The sequence below is a fragment of the Acetobacteroides hydrogenigenes genome (assembly GCF_004340205.1).
Classification (GTDB): domain Bacteria; phylum Bacteroidota; class Bacteroidia; order Bacteroidales; family ZOR0009; genus Acetobacteroides; species Acetobacteroides hydrogenigenes.
The window spans coordinates 113,018-129,521 of the sequence record NZ_SLWB01000002.1; the positions used below are offsets into that span (position 1 = coordinate 113,018).

11 protein-coding genes are annotated in these 16,504 nt (G+C 41.2%); 9 read left to right on the top strand and 2 right to left on the bottom strand.

Translation table 11 applies throughout. The annotated features are described in order from the left end of the window. Positions 1 to 26 precede the first annotated feature (26 nt). Positions 27 to 1,124 carry a glycosyltransferase family 4 protein gene (locus CLV25_RS03255; RefSeq protein WP_131838209.1) on the top strand — a complete coding sequence of 366 codons (1,098 nt, stop codon included), beginning with the start codon at positions 27 to 29 and terminating at the stop codon, positions 1,122 to 1,124. Positions 1,125 to 2,033: 909 nt separating this feature from the next. On the opposite strand, the gene dinD is transcribed toward CLV25_RS03255, so the two are convergent. After that, positions 2,034 to 2,900, bottom strand: a complete 867-nt coding sequence (gene dinD / locus CLV25_RS03260) for a DNA damage-inducible protein D (RefSeq protein WP_131838210.1) — start codon at positions 2,898 to 2,900, stop codon at positions 2,034 to 2,036. A gap of 651 nt (positions 2,901 to 3,551) precedes the next feature. Between dinD and rhuM the strand changes: the two genes are divergently transcribed. Continuing rightward, complete coding sequence (gene rhuM / locus CLV25_RS03265; RefSeq protein ID WP_131838211.1) at positions 3,552 to 4,544, top strand: RhuM family protein; 993 nt, start codon at positions 3,552 to 3,554, stop codon at positions 4,542 to 4,544. Between the two features lie 299 nt (positions 4,545 to 4,843). On the opposite strand, the gene CLV25_RS03270 is transcribed toward rhuM, so the two are convergent. Beyond that, positions 4,844 to 5,560, bottom strand: a complete 717-nt coding sequence (locus tag CLV25_RS03270; RefSeq protein WP_131838212.1) for a DNA-binding domain-containing protein — start codon at positions 5,558 to 5,560, stop codon at positions 4,844 to 4,846. A 959-nt stretch (positions 5,561 to 6,519) separates the two neighbouring features. On the opposite strand from CLV25_RS03270, the gene CLV25_RS03275 reads away from it, so the two are divergent. The 7 genes from CLV25_RS03275 to ruvB all read left to right on the top strand — a co-directional run bounded on the left by CLV25_RS03275 (position 6,520) and on the right by ruvB (position 16,336). Continuing rightward, positions 6,520 to 7,692 (top strand): AAA family ATPase, encoded by a 1,173-nt coding sequence (locus CLV25_RS03275; RefSeq protein ID WP_131838213.1) that lies wholly within the window; start codon positions 6,520 to 6,522, stop codon positions 7,690 to 7,692. Positions 7,693 to 9,259: 1,567 nt separating this feature from the next. Continuing rightward, a complete protein-coding gene (locus tag CLV25_RS03280) occupies positions 9,260 to 10,705 on the top strand; it encodes a sugar transferase (RefSeq protein WP_131838214.1) in 1,446 nt (481 codons plus the stop codon). Between the two features lie 87 nt (positions 10,706 to 10,792). Continuing rightward, positions 10,793 to 11,047 carry a four helix bundle protein gene (locus tag CLV25_RS03285; protein WP_317129303.1) on the top strand — a complete coding sequence of 85 codons (255 nt, stop codon included), beginning with the start codon at positions 10,793 to 10,795 and terminating at the stop codon, positions 11,045 to 11,047. Positions 11,048 to 11,275: 228 nt separating this feature from the next. Further along, on the top strand, positions 11,276 to 12,889 hold the full coding sequence (locus tag CLV25_RS03290) for a capsule assembly Wzi family protein (protein ID WP_131838215.1): 1,614 nt from the start codon (positions 11,276 to 11,278) through the stop codon (positions 12,887 to 12,889). Positions 12,890 to 13,229: 340 nt separating this feature from the next. Beyond that, entirely contained in the window at positions 13,230 to 13,667 is a 438-nt protein-coding gene (rpiB, locus tag CLV25_RS03295) for a ribose 5-phosphate isomerase B (protein WP_131838216.1), read from the top strand. 649 nt (positions 13,668 to 14,316) lie between these two features. Beyond that, positions 14,317 to 15,312 carry a quinolinate synthase NadA gene (nadA, locus tag CLV25_RS03300; protein ID WP_131838217.1) on the top strand — a complete coding sequence of 332 codons (996 nt, stop codon included), beginning with the start codon at positions 14,317 to 14,319 and terminating at the stop codon, positions 15,310 to 15,312. A gap of 1 nt (position 15,313) precedes the next feature. Beyond that, a complete protein-coding gene (gene ruvB, locus CLV25_RS03305) occupies positions 15,314 to 16,336 on the top strand; it encodes a Holliday junction branch migration DNA helicase RuvB (protein ID WP_131838218.1) in 1,023 nt (340 codons plus the stop codon). The last annotated feature ends 168 nt before the right edge of the window (positions 16,337 to 16,504 follow it).

Genomic DNA, 16,504 nt, shown 5'->3' on the forward strand with positions numbered 1-16,504 from the left:
TTACCTATAGCTAACACTATCCTACATTGAAAGTATTCGTAACCGGTACTAGAGGTATACCCGATATTCAGGGAGGCGTAGAAACCCACTGCGAGCAGCTTTACCCTCCAATGAAGGTCCAACAGGACATTGACATTACGGTAATTCGCAGAAGCGCCTACGTAACACCCGCTAACAATATTGGCATCTATAAGGATATCAGAGTTAAGAACCTTTACTCTCCAAAAAGCAAAAGCTTTGAGGCAATAGTGCATAGCTTTCTAGCCGTACTATACGCTGCTATTAAACGCCCGGATATTCTTCATATTCATGCCGTAGGTCCCAACTTAGTTACACCGCTTGCCCAGTTGTTAGGTCTTAGGGTTGTTATGACGCATCATGGTCCCGATTACGAAAGGAAAAAGTGGGGTAGGTTGGCTAAAACGTTCCTTAAGCTAGGCGAGTGGGCAGGCGTTAAGTTTGCCAGTAAGGTTATTGTAATTTCAAACGGCATTGGCAAGGGTATTGATCAAAAATATGGTAGAAAGGATTATATTCTTATACCCAATGGCGTACCGAAAGCTGTAAAAGATAATGGTGTTGACTACATAAGCAGCTTAGGCTTAGAGCCTCAAGGTTATATTTTTGCCTTAGGCCGTTTTGTACCCGAAAAGGGATTCGACTACCTAATTAAAGCATGGAAGCAATCGTCAGCATCAAAAGATTTTAAGCTGGTAATAGCTGGCGATGCCGATCACGAAACCGACTATTCGTTAAAGCTTAAAGAGCTGGCAAAAAAAGAAGGTGTTATCCTTACGGGATTCATAAAAGGTAGTCCACTATATCAGCTCTACACGCACGCTAAGCTATTTGTTATACCCTCATTTTACGAAGGTTTACCAATAGCCCTTCTTGAGGCTATGAGCTACGATTTAAACATTCTTGCAAGCGATATCGAGCCAAACCTAGAGGTTAAGCTCCCCAGCACTACCTATTTTAAAACGGGTAGCATAGAAGATTTATCGACTAGAATAAACGAGAAGTTGGCAGATTCTACAGCTTCCTGCTCATACGATATGTCGAGATATAATTGGGATAGCATTGCAAAAGAAACCTACTTCGTATATAAAAAAGTACTAGAATAACTACCGTACCTACCCCACAAATTCAACCAGAATGGTAACACGATGTACGTGAAAAATGAAAGATGAAAACATGAAAAATCTCAGTTCACGACTCACGGTTCGCACTTAACGCATCACGCATCACAGTTCACGCCTTCCGACTAACGACTAACGACTAACGACTAACGACTCCATTCTAACTATTCCTCACCACCCAATCACCCAATCACAAGATCACTTGTTCCCTATTCCCGACTAACATCTCCCGGTTCACGCCTCACCCGTCACGCCTCACTATTCCCTTCTCCCTACTCACTTTTTTAAAACCACAGCAATTCCAACTAGGTACTACCACGTGTTTTAGCTTGGTATCACCCGAGTAGCATGCCGTTATTACTGCTGTTCGGGGTTGGTATCACCGTAATATCAGGCGCAAATCACTACGAGTTTCGAGTCAAAATCATATACTGTTTGGGGTTGATTTCATAGTGATATTAGGAGCAAAATCATAGTGAAAACAAAAGGATGAAATATTTTCATTCCCCGAATTTTCACGAATTGCGCAAATTACTCCCGGTGTTCCCTTATGCTATTCCTTTGTGAACTTTGTGGTTGGAAGAAAAATGAAAGATGAAAACATGAAAAATTTCGGTTCACGGTTCACTGTTCACGCCTCGCGCCTCACGACTAACGACTAACGATTAACCACTCCCGTCTAGCTCGGTGTTCCTCTGTTCCTCAGCGTCTCTGTGTTGGGAAATGAAAAGTGAAAAATGAAAGATGAAAAATTCGTATACGGTACACTCTTCACTCGATCACGGCTCACCTCTCACGGTTCACTGCTCCCGACTAACGATTCCCTACTCACACAATCACTCGTTGAACATATCGGAGTAAACGGAACCGGCATTAATTCCTGACTAGTTCAAGTTAATGCTTCTTTTTCCCTTTTCTTACCATTTTAGTCGGTTGTTCTACCCCTTTTTCAAGCTTCTTAATGCTATCAGCAACGGGTAAGTCTTCAGGCATAGTTCCCCCTATTTCTTCTATTGTTTTCCTCACCTTCTTACCTACCTCAAAGTGGGTATTATTTGCATTTGCCTTACCTTTAATCTTGTCCCTTTTAAGTTTCTCTTCAGTTTGTGTTGCTCGAAATAAATTTGCGGCTAGTTCAGTACTACCCATGTGATCTAATATTTGTTGACTCTTTCTTAGGCCTTTTCTTTGATGTATGCCTTTTGCATCAAGTCCACCATAAAGTCCCATATAGCCGTGATTTTGGAATATAGCATAATCGATAGGGTCAATAACGCCAGCCCCCTTTGCTGTGTCAGCAAGCTGCAAGTTATGCTTTTTCATCTCATTACGGAGAAACAAGCGCTTTTCATCCTCGGTTGACAAGCGAGAATACTCCTCCATCTGTCTAATTTCCTGTAGGCGTGTTTGTACTGCAAAGTATGTTTGCCCTATGGCAACCACCTCCTTAGTAGGGTCTGCATTTTGAACAATTAAGTAACATGCATAACGTGATAGCATTACGCCATCATCGAACCCTCGTTCAGCTCCAGAACCAATTTTAACCATCTCGTGGAATTCCACGAAATGGTTATCAATCTCCTGTCCGCTGTTTTTACAAGCCTCCTTTGCTTTATCTATTACTGGCTTAAGATTTCTATACTCAGTATACTCTAAAACTTTAGACAATTCTCTTGCGCTCCAATATTCGTTTCCGTTTTCGTCAAACCTTTTTATTTGCTCAAATAGGGTTTGGCTTGGTTGGGGTAAATTTTCTGACATAATTCCTTGTGTTTATTTGATACCATCACCCTGCCAGAAATACGGCCGAAGATTCTTTTGGCGTAAAAGGTAGGATATTTAGTTCTAGCTTAGCCGTTGGTTAAGATTTTGGATTAAAGTTTTATAAAGGTAGCTGAAGGTTTTGGATGCACCAAAGGAGGGTGGCCATTTTTTTAAAGTGCATGGATGAAAATGAAAAATGAAAGGATGAAAGAATGAGCTATTTTCATTCCGCCAATATTTGCGAATTACGCGAATTACACTTTGTGGCTGAAAGAAGATGAAAAATGAAAAGTGAAAAATGAAAGATAAAAGATGAAAAATTTCGGTTCACGGTTCACTGTTCACGCCTCGCGCCTCACGGTTCACTCTTCACCCATCACTACTAACGATTTCCTACTTCCGCTTTACGACTCTCTGCTACTAGCTCTCGCGTTCGCTCGATCACAGGTTTCCTTGTTCACTCCTCCCTACTCACTGTCCACGCATCACGCATCACCACTTCCGACTATCTAATTACGCGTCATCCGCCACTATTCCCGCATCACAATTCACAAAAAGCCCTGATTATGTGGTGTAAATACCCCAAAATTCATAAATTGCAAATAAGCACCCTTTTATACGGGCAGTAAAAAAATTGACGTATTTGACATGACAAAATCTGAAATAGCTATATTTCAACTTGATAATGGGCAAGCTGAAATACAGGTAAAGCTTGATAACGATACCGTATGGCTTTCGCAAAAGCAGATGTCTGACATTTTTGAGAAAGATTCTGACACTATAGGTTTACACCTCAAAAACATATACCAAACGGGAGAACTTGATGAAGCCTCAACAACCGAGTATTCCTCGGTAGTTCGTATGGAGGGCAAACGAAAAGTTACTAGAAAAATAAAGTTCTATAATCTGGATGCAATAATATCAGTAGGGTATCGAGTTAACTCAAAAAGAGGTACTCAGTTTAGAATATGGGCAAACAGAGTTCTTAAAGACTATTTGGTAAGAGGTTATGTGCTCAACGAGCAACGTTTACTTCAAAAAGCCGAACAGCTAAAAGAGCTGCAAAGCTCGTTCAAGATTATACGCAATATACTAAAGTACAAAATTCTTACTAACGATGAAAGTTCGGGTTTACTCAAGATAATAGCAGATTACTCCTATGCACTAGATATACTAGATCGGTACGATTACCAAACATTACAAATAACATCGACTTCGGGAAAGGAAACATACCAGCTTACATACGACGAGGCTATAAAACAAATAGCAATCGTAAAAAAGGCTTATGGAAATAGCGAATTATTTGGACACGAAAAAGATGGTTCGTTCCACAGTTCAATTTCTACCATATACCAAACCTTTAATGGAGTAGATTTATATCCAAGTATTGAAGAAAAAGCAGCAAATCTGCTATATTTCATAACAAAAAATCATTCGTTTTCCGATGGTAATAAGCGAATAGCTGCTTTTCTGTTCCTCTACTTTTTGGAGCAAAATCGGATTCTTTTCGATGATTTGGGATATAAAAGAATAGCAGACAACGCCTTAGTAGCTTTAACGCTGATGATTGCCGTAAGCAATCCAGCAGAAAAAGATACTTTAGTAAAGGTTATTGTAAACTTAATAAATAGAAAAAATTGACGTTGATAAAAGAGTATCAATAAAATATGAAAAATGAAAGGATGAAAATATTCCATTCCACGAATTTTTACTTATTATGCGAATTATCCTTTGCTCGCCTTTGTGCTTATCCTTTGTGTCCTTAATGGTTGGTAGAAAATGAAAGGTGAAAAATGAAAAACTCAGTTTCGCACCGCACGGCTCACTTGTCACGCATCACCGCTACCGACTAACGATTAACTATTTCCTACTAACTCGGTGTTTGTAAAAATGAGAATGCCCCAGCCGAGGCCAGAGCATTCGATAGGAAAGAGGGAAGGCTACTCTACCACAAAGCTCTTTTTAAGGATACCTCTACGGATCTCCCTATTGGCGCAGTAGGCCTTGCGCAGCTCCATGTAGTATTCGCCTTTAGTAAGAGGAGGGAGGGTAAACATCAGCTCGCCGTTGGTAATCTTGCCAAAGTGCTGCACCTTTATTTCTTCGGCGGTCTCGGAGTTCACGATAAAAAGCCCTTCGTCGATGCTGTCGATGTCGAACTTTAGCTCGTTTCCAACCAGCTTGCCAATAAAACCCGCATGGTAGGCGTTAGACGTACCCGTAAAACAGTTGATAAACTGCTTTAGCACGGGCGAGCGTTCCACCGAGTCGTAGCGAGCCACCTGTACGTTCGAGATAGCTTGATTAAGCATCTCGCCCGATGTCACCTTTACGTTAACCGCGTGGCGGTTGCTGTCGAACGAATCAACCGGACTGCTAAACCTTCCAGAAATGGAGGGGCGAATGTTTACAATAGGTAAGCGAACGCTGCACCCATCGGCAACCTTGTTGCTCACCACCGTAAAGAGGATTTCGAGCACAGCCTTAATATCGGCAATGGTTGCGGTGCTGTTGTACTTCTGCATTTCGGCCGCAATACGGTTTACATCGTAAACATCGGTTGCGCTTACTTTAGCCATATACTCCTCGTTATCCTTGATAAGAGGGTTTTGTAAAAGATAGTACCAAAGGGTACCTGTAATTTTTTGTGATGCCATGTTTCTATTTTTTTAGGCATTACACGAAAACTAGCTTGCGTATTTCAAACCTTTAGGTACTTTTACAGGTTAACAAAGTATCAGCAGGTTAGCGTTGTGGTAGGATAGGAGCTTATGAATTAACGGTTCTACTCCTAAACTAATTAGTACATCTGGCTACGGCGTAGCACCACTGATTAGGCCATTAACAGGCGATGTTAGCGCATCGGCTGTTGGTGGCTCATTTTATGCAGCACCTAGTGCCTCATAAAATGGTTTCGTGTTAATCGCTTATGGCATACTAAATCCATTAAGGTTTAACATTAAGGGCATTGGCACTTTACAGCGCATACCACACCCATTGCTCATGATTGTTTGTTTGATTCTTGTAAGGGTTATTCACCCTTTCTTCTTCCCGGTGGTCAATTGCTTGTTCGGGATCTTCGAAAGCTGTTTAAGCTATAATCGTAATCTTCGTTTCTAAACCTGCAAACGTCAGCCTCTTCAGCATCTGGATTACAGGAACGTAATGGGGACCTTGTCAGCCCTCCGTGAGAATTTCTCTTAACAAATATCTAATAATTTTTTTTAATTATCAAAATTTATGGTGGAAAAATAGAATTAAGAAACTAGATATTAGAATTTAGACGTTAGAGACAAGATGGGAAAATGGAAAATGAAAGAATGAGCTATTTTCATTCCGCCAATATTTGCGAATTACGCGAATTACGCTTTGTGGCTGAAAGAAGATGAAAAATGAAAGATGAAAGATGAAAAATATCGGTTCACGGTTCACGGTTCGCGCATCACCCATCACGACTAACGATTAACCACTCCCGACTAACTCCGTGTTCCTCTGTTCCTCAGCACCTCTGCGTTGGGAATACCTTACAAACATTCTTGTTACAAACATTCTTGTTACAAACATTTTTGTTAGTAAAATACGTATATTTGGAGTCGATACCCTAATTTGAAAGCTTATGGATAAGCCATTTGTGTTTGGAGTTACTGCAGTCGGTGACAACTTTACGGATCGACAAGACGAAGCGAAAAGATTGTTAGCCAACTTTTTGAGTGGCGTAAATACGGTGCTGATATCCCCTAGGCGTTGGGGTAAAACCTCGTTGGTTCGAAAGGTAGGGAAGATGGCCGAGGAACAAGGGGTAAAAGTGGTGTTTCTGGATGTCTTTTCGCATCGAACCGAGGCAGAATTCTACAATGGCTTTGCAACCGCGGTGATAAAGCAAACCTCATCGAAATGGGAGGAATGGGTAGAGAACACAAAAAGCTTTCTATCGCGCGTACGCCCTACTATTTCGATGGGAACCGATCCGAACGTTGATTTTTCGGTAGGGCTAGAGCTAGATGAAAAGCGCGAGACGGTAGATGAAATTCTATCGTTACCGGAGAAAATTGCGCTAAAAAAAGGGGTAAGGGTCGTTGTTTGTATTGACGAGTTCCAGCAGGTGATGGATTTCGAAGAACCTGCAACTTTTCAGAAAAGGTTGAGAAGCATTTGGCAGCATCAGTCTGCAGTTTCCTACTGCCTGTTTGGGAGCAAAAAACATCTTATGAGCTTGCTATTTGAGAAAAAAAGCCTGCCACTTTATAAATTTGGAGATGTGCTGTACCTAACAAAGATAGATACAGATAGTTGGGTGAACTATATCGTAGCTAGGTTTGAAAGTAGCGGCAAAGAAATAAACGAGAGCTATGCTCGGTTGATCTGCAAAATGGTAGATAACCACTCTTCGTACGTTCAGCAGCTCTCCTGGTTGATCTGGTTGAGAACTGAAAACAGGGTTGACAACGAGAGTTTTTGCTTTGGATTAGACGATTTGCTAAATCAGAATTCTATGCTTTTTCAGCGCGATGTAGAATACCTGACAGGCTATCAGCTAAACTTCCTAAGAGCGGTATGCGATGGCTTAGATTCGGAGTTTACCAAAAAGGATGTAATAGCCAAGTATAACTTTGGGACATCGCCAAATGTTACACGAATTAAAAAGGCGTTAGCTGATAAAGAGATTATTGATGTTAGCTCTCAGAAGGTAACCCTAGTGGATCCTGTTTTTGGATTATGGTTTAGAAGAGAAATTCAGCATAAGCAAATACTACCATTTACCTCATCTTTGGAGGATGAAAACGTGTAAAGGATGAAAAATGAAAAATTTTCGGTTTATCGCCGCACGGTTCTCTCTTCATACTATCACTTGTTCACAGCTGCCCGTATCCTGCAGGGGAATGTCGTTAACTTAAGACTTTAAATACTCTAAAACAGCAAGATATCTCATAGTCGGAATGTGGCGTTAACGTAGAAATCTAAGTTTCCACCGTAGAAAAATGTGGCGAAGCCACTCCATAACGGTGAATATTAGCTACGCTGAGCTCCTCTTCGTTACGGTTCTGTTTGAGCGAGCGAAGCATCTACAAGCATTTCTAAAGCGATTTGCATCATAATAGCACTCCTTTTGAAAAGGGATATAACGTTATAAAGCGACCGAGCGAGTTAATATTCACCAAGGCTTTTTTGCTTACTATTTTGCCCAAACAAAAAAGTAAGAGAAGTAAAAAGTCCAGAAATTTAGGGTATTACCTACAAATGGATGCTTAACATAACGACATTGTATAGGGTAGGTAATGGCTCTATAACGTTTTAGGTGGGTAAGTCTTATTTTCTGCTCACTTTTCAACCGCTTCGCGGTTGTTGTCGTATGGTGCATAATTCCCCCGCATTGCATGCGGGGCTATTCATATTTAATCCTTACAGGATTACATCTCAGCTGCCATATGTTGCATTTATTAAGAGTAAAAGTAAAGCATAGACCTCTTTACTACTACTAGAAGCCCATAAGGGCTTCTAGGTGAATAGCCCCGAGTGAAACTCGGGGAAGTAGGACGAGGCCAATAAACAACCACGTAGTGGTTGAATGGATTATCCAATAAACCTAAACCTCACGTCCTATTCCCACCCTTTTCGTTATAGAATCTAGGTAATTTTAGGAGGCGCCATGGGAACAATTTGGAGGAATGTAAACAATTCTTGGAAACACCTACTGTACACCTTTCGTACACTAAGTCAATTAATGGAAGCATCATGACAGCTGTTGGAGGGCTGATAACACTTATTGGAAAGGAGATAACAACTGTTGGGATGTTGATAACAAATCTACACAACTCTCCACAAAACGGTGGTGAAAGGCTCCATTAGACGATGAAATGATGAAAACATGAAAAATGAAAAATTTTCGGTTTCGCGCCGCACGGTTCTCTCTTCATACGATCATTTGTTCACGCATCACGCATCACCACTTCCGTCTAACTCTGTGTTTGGAAATGAAAAATAAAATGATGAAAAATGAAAAATACTGTTCAACTCTCCCGATTAACAATTAACGACTAACTACTCCCGACTCCTTACTATCTCCATGTTGGAACAACCCACATATTTAACAATTTAGTTCTTGGATGTCCTAATTATGTTAGCTTACTTTAGCGCCGAAAAATAAATTTGGGAAAAGGGAATAGAGAATAGGGAGTAGTGACTTTGGACGCTGTGTAAGTTCTATAATCCAGCGTCACTTTTAGCATAACTATGCTATTTCATTTTCCTTCCGAATAAAATTGATCTTTATGGTTGGATATAACCCTCATAGGTTCTATTCATACCTGAGGTCTCCTGCTAATGATGCGGGTTTTATATTTTCATAATATTTGGTTATGAACAGCAAATACAACTCTTCGGGTATGTTGGATAAAAGGATGAAATTCATTCAGGTGAGCTTCGTTGTTATGGACGTGCTGCTTACCGTAGCAACCTTTAGGCTGGCACTAGTGCTGCGTAACCTCATAAAGGGAGACACAACATCCTTCAGCACCGAATACTGGATAATGCTGGCAGCAGTAGCTGTACTATGGCCTATTTCCATTATGCTATTTAACGTATATGGGTTAGGCAGCAATTCGCGTAAAAAAGAGAAACTTTCGCTTACAGCAATTCTACCAAAGCTAATTGTAGCGGTATGCTTCGCCTTTCTGGTTTGTACCACATCGCTATATCTGGCAAAAACACAGGTAATAAGCCGCGCTTTTCTGATGGTATTCTTTGTTACCAACCTAGGCGTGCTGCTAATGGCAAACTTTGTTTACAAGATGTCGCTACGGAAGCTGCTCAAAAGAACCTCCTTCTACCGCAGAATAATAGTGGCAGGTAGCCCCGATAAGGTTAAAAAGCTGGTAAAGTACCTGAATAAAAATAACGAGCTGTTTATCGACATTATTGGTACCGTACATCTAAACGGCTACGAGGATTTAAGCAGTAAGCCCAAGTTGGGCGAGTTCGAGGACCTCCCCGAGCTCATAATAAAGCACAGCGCCGACGATGTGGTGGTAACCATTCCGTACGAACACCTAAAGGAAATTGAGCCCTACATACACCGATGCGAGGCAATGGGTATTACCATCCATCTGGTAATGGATGTTTACGATATGAAAATTGCCAAAACAGGCGTATCGTCGATAGGTGTAATACCTACGCTAACATGGGCAAGCGTTAGCCTCGATCCTTGGCAAATAGTAGCAAAACGTCTTATAGATATACTTGGAGGCCTTATAGGGTTAATTCTTACCGGGGTGCTATCCATATTTATTGTTCCTGCAATACTTTTAGACTCGCCAGGTGGCGTGCTGTTCCGTCAGGTTAGGGTAGGTAAGAACGGACGTAACTTTTACATCTACAAGTTCCGAACCATGTGCAATAACGCCGAAGCTCTTAAAAAGAAGCTGATGGATAAGAACGAGATGGATGATATGATGTTTAAGATGAAGGATGATCCTCGCGTTACCCGTGTTGGCAAGTTTCTTCGCAAAACTAGCCTCGACGAGCTACCCCAGTTCTGGAACGTACTTACAGGAGATATGTCGTTAGTAGGAACACGTCCGCCAACCCTCGATGAGGTAGAGAAGTACGACCTACACCATTGGCGTCGTTTAAGCGTTAAACCAGGCATATCGGGCATGTGGCAGGTGTCGGGTCGTAACGAGATTACCGACTTTGAGGATGTGGTTAAGCTCGACGTTCAGTATATAGATAGCTGGAGTATCTGGCTCGATTTCTCCATTATTTTCAAGACGATCCATGCGATAGTAAAAAGATCGGGGAGATAGAAATGAAAGGATGAAAGGATGAAAGGATGAAAGGATTTTACTCAAATTTTTTCATGTTTTCATACTTTTGTTTTTCATTATTTTATGATGAAAGAGAATCTGCTTAAAGACTTAACCTTCAAGTTTGCAATCAGAATTGTAGAGTTGAGTAGAAATTTGCAGGAAATAACAAAAGAGTGGGTACTAGCAAAACAGGTACTAAGAAGCGGTACTAGCATTGGGGCTCTAGTTCGAGAAGCAGAATTTGCCCAAAGTAGAGCCGACTTTATCAGCAAGTTATCAATAGCCCTAAAAGAAGCCAACGAAACACAATACTGGATTGACTCTACTAAAAGAGTCTAATTTGTTTGAAATCGATTCGTTTGAAAGTTTGAACTCTGATTTAAAGTTAATAATCGGTTTACTGGTAAAATCAATAAAAACCACAAAAGGACTTTAGTCATGAAAACATGAAAACATGAAAACATGAAAACATGAAAACATGAAAACATGAAAACATGAAAACATGAAAACTTTACAAATTATTTTTCATTCTTTCATATTATAATCTTTTAATCTTTTCCTTTTCCCATGCGCAACATCTCCCTACTAGCAGTTTTTATTTTTGTTAGCCTAATAGGTAACGCCCAGCAGGTTCCAGTAAATACTGCCAATACAGGTATTTATTCTTTTATCGACGAGCTATCCAACGATGGCATAATAGATGTGGTATCGGTTACTAAACCTTACTATCGCATGGATATTTCCAAATGGCTACAGGAAGCCGATACAAAGAGGCAGATGCTATCGCAACGACAGCAAAAGGAATTAGCCTTCTACCTTAAGGATTACGGCAAGGAGCTGCATGCTGATAGAAATTTTAAGCGTCGTATAGATCTGCTTTACTATAAGGATACCCTGTTTTCGGCAACCATAAATCCAATATTGGGCCTTACAAAGGGTAAATATGGCGAACAAGATTACACCCATAGGTACAACGGTATAGATGCATTTGGATATATCGGCAAGCATGTTGGCATTTGGGCCAGCTTTAGGGATAATTTCGAGAATGAGCCTTTAACCAAACCTGCCTACCTAAACCAAGAGCTTGGAAAGAATAACATGCGCACATCGGCCGGATACGAGTACGACGAGATGCGTGGCGGTATATCGTACGGTTGGAGTTGGGGTAGCCTAGAACTCGCCAAAGATCATATACAGTGGGGGTCGGGATATAGCGGAAACAATATTCTTTCGGGCCGTACACCATCGTTCCCCTATGTAATGCTAACGCTAACGCCCGTAAAATGGTTTAAGTTTAAGTATTTCCACGGAACGTTGGTTTCCGATGTGGTGGATAGCAGCAAGTCGTATCCTATTTCTGGAGCAAAATTCGAGAGAGAAGTTTTCCGAAATAAGTATATGGCAGCCAACATGTTTACGCTACTTCCCACACGTTGGTTAGAGTTCTCGTTTGGAAACTCAACTATCTATAGCGATAATGGAATACACTTTACCTATCTCATACCTTTTATGTTCTACAGATCGTCGGACAGATCAACCTCTTCCAACAAATCGAATGGTATTGATAATAACTCATTGCTTTTCTTCAACCTATACCTTAAGCCTATTAAGCACCTAAGCATCTATTCATCGGTATTTATTGATGAACTAGGCTTAAGCAGAATGTTTAGCAAAACCGAGAATACCAACGAGGTTTCTATTAAAGTAGGAGGAAATCTGACCAACTGGCCTCTAAACAACATACAGGCAACGGTTGAATATACAAGAACCAACCCTTTCTGTTACAGGCATTACGTTCAAGCCTGTACATACGAGTCGAACAGCTACCTATTAGGCCATTACCTCGGCGACAATTCTGACGAGATATACACGGCGCTTACCGTAAAACCTATCAAAACGCTTTACCTTAAAGCATCATACACTAAAGCAAGAAAAGGCAAAACGTATAGTACCGATTTGATGAACAGTCCGGAAAGAAGGGGGCTTCCTTTTATGGATGAAGAGCGATGGATAAATAAAACCATCAGATTTACGGCAACCTACCAACCCATTAACGACCTATACATCAACTTTGGGGTAGAGAGCAGCGACATTAGCGGAGCTGATGCTAAACTTTACACACCAAAATTTTTACAGGGCAAAAACACAACTGTTTACGGTGGTATAAACATAGGATTCTAGAAACGAATATAGGGAGTCGTTAGGCAGGAACCTGTATTAGGACCCATGATACACAATTTTTCATCTTTCATTCTTTAATTCTTCAATTTTTTAATACAACAGAGTTAGTCGTTAGTCGGGAGTGGTTAATCGGGATACGTGATGCGTGAACCGTGAGTTGGGAGAAGTGAACCTGTGATCGAGTGATGGAGCGAAACAAAATTTTTCATCTTTCATCATTTTATTCTTTCATCCTTTCATTTCCCTCTTCTTGTGTCTTGATACTTGTGTTGTGTGTCTTGTTTCTAACATCTAATTTATCGCTACCTTTGCCGGTATAAAAATGCAAAACACTCTTTCAATGAAAAATAAGAAGTTGGGTATGGCAAGCGATCATGCCGGCTATGCTATGAAGGTTAAGGTTAAGGAATATCTAGAATTGATAGGCTATGAGGTTGTTGACTTTGGTACCCACTCCGAAGCAAGCGCCGATTACCCCGATTTTGCCCACCCTTTAGCCAACGCCATTGAAAATGGCGAACTTGAATGCGGTATTGCCATGTGCGGTAGCGGAAACGGCATTAACATGACGCTAAACCACCATAAGGGCATCCGTTCGGCACTTTGCTGGATTCCCGAAATTGCGGCTCTTGCCAAGCAGCACAATAACGCCAACGTATGCACACTTCCTGCTCGCTTTGTTAGCTTCGAGGAGGCAAAGGCTATTGTGGACGCCTACCTTAATGCCGAATACGAAGGTGGAAGGCACCAAGCTCGCATCGATAAGATTCCATGCTAAACTTAAGACACAAGATGTTAGTATTAAGATATTAGATTAGGCGCCTATGGCGCCTTTTTTATTTTTCAATGTATGGTCTTTACAAAAAACTAAAAACGTAAATACCTCTATTTAAACAAAAAACATATGACGTTGTTAGTAACTACAAACCAATCGTGGTACTTGATGCTTGTGTCCTGATACAAATTACACCCTGTTGATTTCTTTTTCTTGCAAAATTCAAACCCGTTGAAATTCACAGTTATTAACAGCCAAAAAAGCTAACACCTCTTTTGTTGATTACTTATGAGCTTTGGTGAGCTAGTTTTTATAACTATCTCTTGGAATAATAGTAAAAGTTGCTAAGCCAAAATAGAAGTGTTAATTCAAAGCTTTAGTTTTTAGAAAAAGCTAGCCGATATAAACAGCGTTAGCTAAGCTTTTTGGGCTGTTAAAAACAAAATTTTTACGAACTCCTAAGGCTATCAACAGCTGTTAATAAAGTTTGGAATTTGCTGTTTGTCAACTACCAATAATGGCTTTTAGCTGTTAATACATTGTTTTTAGCGTTTTAATTGTGATTTTTGCAAAAGGATGTCGTCCAAGTTATCAACACAGCTAACAGGATAACATTTACATCATTCATTTTTTTAAAAAGAAAAGAATAATAATGATTAATAGAGATGATATTTTGAAGAAGGGGTTCGTTGATACACCTGTTGATAGCAGTATCGACTTGGTTGCAGAGATTGCCCGTCTCAAAAAGGAGAAGAACGCCGTGATTTTGGCGCACTACTACCAGACAGGGGATATTCAAGATATAGCCGACTTTGTAGGGGATAGCTTGGCGCTTTCGCAGCAAGCTGCCAAAACAGATGCCGATATTATTGTGTTTGCAGGAGTTCACTTTATGGCCGAAACTGCAAAGATTCTGTCGCCATCGAAGAAGGTGCTCATTCCCGATATGAATGCAGGCTGCTCGCTGGCCGATTCGTGCAAGGCCGAAGATTTTGCCGAGTTCTTGAAGAACTACCCAGACCATACTGTTATTTCGTACGTCAATACTACTGCAGATGTAAAGGCGCTGACCGATATAGTTTGTACCTCGAGCAATGCTGTACAGATAGTGCAAAGCCTTCCGGCCGATGCCAAGATCGTATTTGGGCCCGATCGTAATCTAGGAAGCTATATCAAGAATCTTACTGGAAGAGATATGGTTATTTGGGATGGTGCCTGCCACGTTCACGAGGAGTTTAGCCTCGAGCGTATTCTCGAACTGAAGAAAGAACATCCAAACGCAAAGATTCTTGCGCATCCCGAGTGTAAGAAGCCAATTCTGCTGGTTGCTGATCATGTTGGATCTACCGCTGAGCTGCTTAAGTTTTCAATAACTGATGATGCTCAGGAGTATATTGTTGCAACCGAAACTGGAATCATCCACCAAATGCATAAGTCGAATCCAGATAAGGTGTTTATACCAGCGCCTCCGCTCGATTCTACCTGCGGATGCAACAACTGTAACTTCATGAAGCTTATAACACTTAAGAAGCTGTACAATACTTTGCTTTATGAAATGCCTGAAGTTGTGGTAGATGAAGAGGTAAGCCGAAAAGCGGTAAGGTCGATTAAGGCAATGTTGGATATTTCAGCAAAGTTAGGTTTGTAGGATGAGCGATTCTTTTGACCCAAGAAGGGCGAATACTGTTGACGTAGAAAGGGACGTGGAGGCCGAAATGCGTCCGAGGGAGTTTGAGGACTTCAGCGGGCAGGAAAAGGTGGTCGAAAACCTTAGAATATTCGTTAAAGCTGCCCTGATGCGTGGCGAAGCGCTCGACCATGTGCTTTTGCATGGGCCTCCCGGATTGGGTAAAACAACGCTAGCGCACATTATAAGCCGCGAACTAAATGTAAACCTTAAGATAACATCGGGACCTGTATTGGATAAGCCTGGCGATTTGGCTGGATTGCTAACCAACCTAGAGCAGGGTGATGTGCTTTTTATAGATGAAATCCACCGACTTTCGCCAGTTGTAGAGGAGTACCTCTATTCGGCTATGGAGGATTACACGATTGACATTATGCTGGATAAGGGACCTAGTGCTCGTTCCATTCAGATATCGGTTAATCCTTTTACCCTTATAGGTGCAACTACTCGAAGCGGATTACTAACCAGTCCTTTGCGAGCCCGTTTTGGAATTCAGTGCCACCTGGAGTTTTACGATTCAACCGTACTTCAGCGAATCGTAAAGCGAGCATCGGCAATACTGAATATAGGAATCTCCGATGATGCTGCTTACGAGATTGCGTTCCGAAGTCGTGGAACGCCCCGTATTGCAAATGCGCTGCTTCGCCGTGTTCGCGACTTCGCGCAGGTAAAGGGGACAGGCTTTATTGACGTAGAAATAGCCCGAATTTGCCTCGAAGCCCTCAATATAGACAAGTATGGGCTCGACCATATGGATAATAAAATTTTGACCACTATAATCCATAAATTTAAAGGAGGTCCGGTCGGGCTAAATACAATTGCTACCGCAGTAGGCGAAGATCCGGGAACTGTAGAGGAAGTTTACGAGCCATTCCTCATAAAGGAAGGCTTTATAAAGCGTACTCCACGGGGTAGAGAGGTAACCGAACTTGCCTATAAGCATCTTGGAGTAGATCGCTTTTCTGAACCAGGAAGACTTTTTTAGTGAGTAGTGAATAGTTAATTGTGAGCAGGTGAACTTGTTGGCGAAAAATTTATGGGTGGGGTGAAGTGTGAACCGCAGTGGAATTTTTTCATTTTTCATACTTTCATTTTTTCTGTCTTGTGTCTTGATGCTTAAGTCTAGCATCTATTTCTGTAACAAAAGTCACTT

What these genes read in the sequence shown, in the direction of transcription:
- dinD (WP_131838210.1), bottom strand. Translation starts at nt 2,900, where the DNA reads ATGTCAGAAAATTTACCCCAACCAAGCCAAACCCTATTTGAGCAAATA.
- rhuM (WP_131838211.1), top strand. Translation starts at nt 3,552, where the DNA reads ATGACAAAATCTGAAATAGCTATATTTCAACTTGATAATGGGCAAGCT.
- CLV25_RS03270 (WP_131838212.1), bottom strand. Translation starts at nt 5,560, where the DNA reads ATGGCATCACAAAAAATTACAGGTACCCTTTGGTACTATCTTTTACAA.
- CLV25_RS03275 (WP_131838213.1), top strand. Translation starts at nt 6,520, where the DNA reads ATGGATAAGCCATTTGTGTTTGGAGTTACTGCAGTCGGTGACAACTTT.
- CLV25_RS03280 (WP_131838214.1), top strand. Translation starts at nt 9,260, where the DNA reads ATGAACAGCAAATACAACTCTTCGGGTATGTTGGATAAAAGGATGAAA.
- CLV25_RS03285 (WP_317129303.1), top strand. Translation starts at nt 10,793, where the DNA reads ATGAAAGAGAATCTGCTTAAAGACTTAACCTTCAAGTTTGCAATCAGA.
- CLV25_RS03290 (WP_131838215.1), top strand. Translation starts at nt 11,276, where the DNA reads ATGCGCAACATCTCCCTACTAGCAGTTTTTATTTTTGTTAGCCTAATA.
- rpiB (WP_131838216.1), top strand. Translation starts at nt 13,230, where the DNA reads ATGAAAAATAAGAAGTTGGGTATGGCAAGCGATCATGCCGGCTATGCT.
- nadA (WP_131838217.1), top strand. Translation starts at nt 14,317, where the DNA reads ATGATTAATAGAGATGATATTTTGAAGAAGGGGTTCGTTGATACACCT.
- ruvB (WP_131838218.1), top strand. Translation starts at nt 15,314, where the DNA reads ATGAGCGATTCTTTTGACCCAAGAAGGGCGAATACTGTTGACGTAGAA.